Genomic DNA, 5267 nt, shown 5'->3' with positions numbered 1-5267 from the left:
TTGTGTACACTTTTCCTATAACTGATTTTATTAACCTTAACAATATCAGCAACTTGGCAGTCCCTTTAGGGTGCGTATGGTGTAGTCATTAAATTGAATAATTTAATGACCAGAAAAAACAGGTAGAAAAATTGGTTATTTTCTACCTGTCGTCAGCTTTTTTAGCAAAAAAGGCTGATAAGAGCGTTACCACCTCATTACGATGCTTTCTTAATGCATAAGTGAGGCAAAATAGCCTATAATGATGACCTTTTACGGTATTCTCCCTACAAAAGACTGGTAATCAAGGTCGATATTTTCATAGGTGGACAACGATGGCGACAAGAACAAAGTTTTCAAAATTTCGGTCGCTGTATGCGGTGATTGAGGGTTTACTGGATACCTATACTCATGAAGGGGTGGTTGAGATACTGGCTGAAAGTCATGATTTAGACTTGTCGGTGTCTACGCTAAGAAGTTATCTCTACCGCTATAAAAAACGGTTAAACGAATCGTCTGTCGCTACAGAGGATTCTAGAAATAAGGTTGAGACCAAGCATAAAGCTGTTAAACAAATTGTTATTGATTTGCGCGGTAGTGATCCGATTCAAGAGGACGATACAGACAGTGAGGATGACTCAGACAGAGCACTGACGCCTGAAGAATTACAAGCGGCATTAGATGAGATGAAAAGACAGGTTGAAACTGAAAGAAAATAGATGTTTTTTATACGAGAACCACAAGGACGAATCACCGGTCATCTGCTGACGCAATGTGAAGCCTTTAGGGGGTCGTTCCATTTCTGAGCGGTAGGTGATGTAAAAAAGTATTGATCAGAAAATCACGGATTTTTCTTGCGCCATTGAATGAACAGAGTATCACTACTTAATATATCAGATTTCATATAATAGTTGTTATGCCTATACCTTTGGTTTACATTGAGTGTACTTCAGTAAATAAAAGGTAATGCCATGACTACTACTAATTATAATATCAGGCTCGATCAGGAGCTAAGAGACCGCGCTTTTTCAGTGTTTGAAAGTTACGGATTAACCCCTTCGCAAGCAATCAAACTGTTTCTGAATCAGGTCGCAGAGACCAATACCGTACCCTTGTCGTTTGATTATCAAGCTACGCCTAGCGCTATCATTCAAGAAGGCGACAGTCTTCATTTAATGGCGGCCAAGTGAATTTTTTATCATCACAGCGCAGTAAAATAGTATCGTTAGTGATCCCATTTATTGTACACCCTAATTCCTGTAGGCGTATTCTCAAGGAAGTCAGACTACAGAAAGCATTTTGGTAGCTCTCCGCCTCTAAACTAGCTAACGTTTGCTCTACATACTTATTGATACCATCAATCATCTCGTTGGCATCTTCCTGCCATTCAAAGCTGTAGTCCGCATCAAGAGAATCCAGATCATTAATTTTTTTCAGATGAATCAAGGCATCCATAAGTTTGCGCAAATTATTAAAATCTAAGCTTGATACCGGAGTTTGCTGTTTACTGTCTTGCACCGATAATACTCCTCTGGCTGTTTTAAGGTAGTTCCGTAATAACAGTCTATTTTAGATAGTCTGGGATATCATTTTATAGGGCTAGGAGCTGGTTCTACTGGGGTATAGCGCACCGAACCATATTTGAAAAAACCATAATATTAACGAATGAAATTTCTACTTCCCTTAAGGACAATATAATGAAGACCATATTTTTATTATTGGGAAGTTTATTGATATTAGTAAGTTGTGCTAAGCCAAATGTACATGACCCTAATGCTCAAATTAAAGTAGATGTAGATGGAGACAACTACACCATTCCATTAAATCATATTGTTAGGCCAGACACAGGGAGTTACGCAAGTTTCGAGACGGATATGGGTCATAGTTATTTCTTTTGGCCGAGTGGTCGAGGCCTTAATAATAGTGATAAAGACCCAAATGTCTTTGACTATGATAATGACATTATAGGGTTTCACTGGGCAGCTAAAAATTCAAAAATCGAAGGTGCTGATATACCTACTAGGATAGATACTATCAAGCAAGAGGAAAATAGAGATTTTGATAAAGATGCTTATGAATTAGAAGCATACATCGGGTCAGGCGATACCTATGATATATATTACATAGGAAATACCGATTTAAAATCACCTATTATGATTCGCTGTATGCCTACAGTTAATGAAGACCAAGATAGAACATGCCAAATGGAATATATGAATCCTGAATATAATAATTACGTAAGAGTTCAGTTTTCAAAAAAACATTTAGCTGACTGGCAGGCTATAAATACGATGGCTATTAATTATATGAAAGAGTGGTATCAAGATTGAATAGGACATAGTGGCTATTTAATATATTTGTAAGTCTTCTTAAGCAAGACAATCAGCCGATATTTCAAAGCCTGTATAGCGTACTGAGCATATTCTCATAATAGCGCTTATGATAAATAAAAATAATGACCCAAAAGCTCACTGCATGTACACAACGAAGTACACCGCGACTACCTAAATATCTCAATATACCGATATCATTAGCCTACAGGCAAAGGTTCAAGTCCTCACTAGGGAACCATACCTATCCAACATACTCTCTAAATTGTCATTTCACTTTTAAAATCTATCTGCTTGTTCGTCATCAAGATACTCTTTCATAGGTCGTTTGGTGAACTTGTTAGGGTCTTTCTTGAGCCAAGTCGCCATGTGCGTAATCCATGCACTAGATGAGCTGTTAGCAGGGTTTTGTGGCATTACCAAGTGAGCGTAATCAGATATGAATTTCTTGCTATTCACAGCCCTAGCAAGCTGCTTAGGGTTTAGTGCATTGACTTCATTATCAGTTTGATTGTTAATCCAGTCTATCGTGTTAGGGTCACGGTTTTTTTCTATCGTTTTGTCTTTTGTTTTCTTCTGCTTGATGTTAAACCAAAAGCCTGCAACCCTACGTCCTTCTTTGTACTGGTTACTCTCAACAGTAATATCAGTATGCTTATTTATCTGTTCAATAGCAGGATTCAATACTATTCTCTTGAAGTTGTCCATGCGTGGGTATTGGTCAGGAGTTAGCCCTAATTTGCCCTTAAATTCATCAATATCTATTTTGGGTGTTTTAGGTTTGCTCTTCCATGCAACCAATACCTCATAAAGCCTCAAAGCATAACCACTGGTAAGTTGACTTACTTGCTTAATCTCATAACTGGTTAAACTCCGCTCAAGCTCAGTAATTAAAGGGATAATAACCCTAGAAAAAGTAAGTTCTACCACTGCTTGATTGTCAATATAAGCAACATCAGACACCCAACGGCTAGTTATGTTTGCTACCCCTCTTCCCCTTTTCTCTTGGTAGCTGAACTGCCTTGAAAATAATGCCTTACAAGCGTCTTTCAGCCCTTCATAAGCTGTTGAACGGCTATTCACATTAAACTGCCTTATGTAGTCTTCAGCAAAAACTCTCACAGGCTTGTCAAATGCTATGTAATCAAGCTCATTTTTATGTGTGTGCTCTCTAATTACTATGATTGCTAATAAAATTAATCTTTGTTCAACCAATGTCAGATTGTAGCTCGCTTGAATAAGTGAATTTTCTTTGACAACTAAAGCATTATTATTCATTTAACTATACCCTTATTTTTTATAGTTATAACTATGTAACATATATCATAGTTAAATGCTCGGAATTTATAGTTTTTAAAATCGGAATTTATAGTTTTATAAATCAATTCTGCTCGGAATTTATAGTTTTTAAAATCGGAATTTATAGTTTAATGAACGATGGAGACATTGATACCATTGGGCTGTAGCGTACGGAAAAATAGTACAAATAAAGATTACAAATAGAAAAATAGGTTTTTTGGTTTTTTTAAAGACAAAAGACAAAAGAAAAAGACACTAATTACATCGAAATATCAGGGTCTTTCTTGGGTTCTATTTGGTCAGGTAAACTATCAACCTGTTTTAACCTCATACAAAGCAGCAGGATTTCTCAAATTCTCCAGTAATTTTAGCATCCTAGTAACTTTATTTTGCTTAGACCTCGATAATGAGCTATAGAAACCACTCTATTTACCCATAGAATTAGATTTAAGAGATGTCTAATGCTATTTGTATACCTCCATAGCCTATTTAATTTTATCCCTCTCTACAGCGATTTTAAGGCTTTCTAGCTGTATTACCTCATTTACCCTAGCTATTTCCTCTTGATTTAACCCCTGAGTCGCTATTAAGTAAGGCTCAACACGTTTTTTTAAGGTGTCATAGCTATCTTCCGCAACTTTTTTATCTACTCTCGCCTTTTCGTAGTCCATCAGGATGCTGTTTGCCGCTTTCACAGTTGGTTCTATTTGCTCAATAACGGCTGATATCACTTTCTCACCGTAGCTCGCCTTGCTTTCAAATAATTCAGGTCTAGGTGGTTCGGCTGTGATCCTAAAATCCCTCGCGTGGTTAATGTCGTGGTAATACGCCTTGATACTGGTATGCTTGGCTTTAGAGCCTTCCTTGCCCCTTGTTAGCCCCAGATCAGTAACCGCATTGGCAAAATCGGTTTGCATCTGGCTTAATTTAACTCGACCCCCTAGAAAATCCTTACAGTTGAGATTCCCTCTTTGGTCAATAGGAACCACATAAGCGACCAGCTGCGGTGTGCTTATGTCTCTGTGAATACTCATACCCGCAATGTTTTCTTCCCCATGCTTCTCACTGAGCCATAAACTCGCTCGCTCAAAAAACTCCGCTTCCTTGTCATTTCCCCAGCCTTCCCATTCAGGACTGGCGGTGATCAAATACTCAATACAGAGCACCGCATCAGCGCGTCTTTTTTCAGGGAGCCGATTTTGTATTGCCTGTTTGACGGCTTCAGGGGTCGCAACGCTATGATGATTTTTAGGGGTACGATTGGGATCCGCATTAAGCGTTTCTATCTTTCGATAGTTGTGTGCCAGACTGCCACCAATGTTGCCCATGGTCTTTAATTTTACCGTTCTTAGAATCGCGTAGTTCATCGCCACTTTTTCCTGATAATTGGGGTTAATTTCATTGAAGGATACTTACTACACCACAAATTCAGCTGTTAGGAAAGCGCGATTTTTGACGCAAAAAGAGGCGAAAAAGGGCTATTCAGGGGGTATTTTTCAATTCTTAGAAGCAAGGCTGTATACAATTTGTAGACATATTTTTCCTTTATAAATCAATGGCTAACATTAGTTTTGTAAACAATTTGTGTACACTTTTCCTATAACTGATTTTATTAACCTTAACAATATCAGCAACTTGGCAGTCCCTTTAGGGTGCGTA

The 5267-nt window shown here is 38.0% G+C and carries 6 protein-coding genes; 3 read left to right on the top strand and 3 right to left on the bottom strand.

The window, feature by feature from the left end:
• Positions 1 to 314 precede the first annotated feature (314 nt).
• Together AAEY78_RS12145 and AAEY78_RS12140 are read left to right on the top strand one after the other, a co-directional pair.
• On the top strand, positions 315 to 698 hold the full coding sequence (locus AAEY78_RS12145) for a hypothetical protein (protein WP_352339607.1): 384 nt from the start codon (positions 315 to 317) through the stop codon (positions 696 to 698).
• Between the two features lie 252 nt (positions 699 to 950).
• Positions 951 to 1169: a type II toxin-antitoxin system RelB/DinJ family antitoxin gene (locus AAEY78_RS12140; protein ID WP_352339606.1), complete on the top strand. Its 219-nt coding sequence runs from the start codon at positions 951 to 953 to the stop codon at positions 1167 to 1169.
• On the opposite strand, the gene AAEY78_RS12135 is transcribed toward AAEY78_RS12140, so the two are convergent.
• A complete protein-coding gene (locus AAEY78_RS12135; protein ID WP_352339605.1) occupies positions 1126 to 1497 on the bottom strand; it encodes a hypothetical protein in 372 nt (123 codons plus the stop codon). The genes AAEY78_RS12140 and AAEY78_RS12135 overlap by 44 nt on opposite strands.
• A gap of 179 nt (positions 1498 to 1676) precedes the next feature.
• Here AAEY78_RS12135 and AAEY78_RS12130 point away from each other — a divergent pair, with 179 nt between their 5' ends.
• Positions 1677 to 2309, top strand: a complete 633-nt coding sequence (locus AAEY78_RS12130) for a hypothetical protein (RefSeq protein WP_352339604.1) — start codon at positions 1677 to 1679, stop codon at positions 2307 to 2309.
• Between the two features lie 279 nt (positions 2310 to 2588).
• Here AAEY78_RS12130 and repM read toward each other — a convergent pair whose 3' ends face one another.
• Both repM and mobV read right to left on the bottom strand, forming a co-directional pair.
• Complete coding sequence (gene repM / locus AAEY78_RS12125) at positions 2589 to 3587, bottom strand: replication initiation protein RepM (protein ID WP_352339603.1); 999 nt, start codon at positions 3585 to 3587, stop codon at positions 2589 to 2591.
• Positions 3588 to 4093: 506 nt separating this feature from the next.
• Positions 4094 to 4975 (bottom strand): MobV family relaxase, encoded by an 882-nt coding sequence (mobV, locus tag AAEY78_RS12120; protein ID WP_352339602.1) that lies wholly within the window; start codon positions 4973 to 4975, stop codon positions 4094 to 4096.
• Positions 4976 to 5267 lie beyond the last annotated feature (292 nt).

Source organism: Psychrobacter sp. 16-MNA-CIBAN-0192, from assembly GCF_040309565.1.
Taxonomy (GTDB): domain Bacteria; phylum Pseudomonadota; class Gammaproteobacteria; order Pseudomonadales; family Moraxellaceae; genus Psychrobacter.
This window is presented reverse-complemented; position numbering and strand designations above follow the sequence as displayed.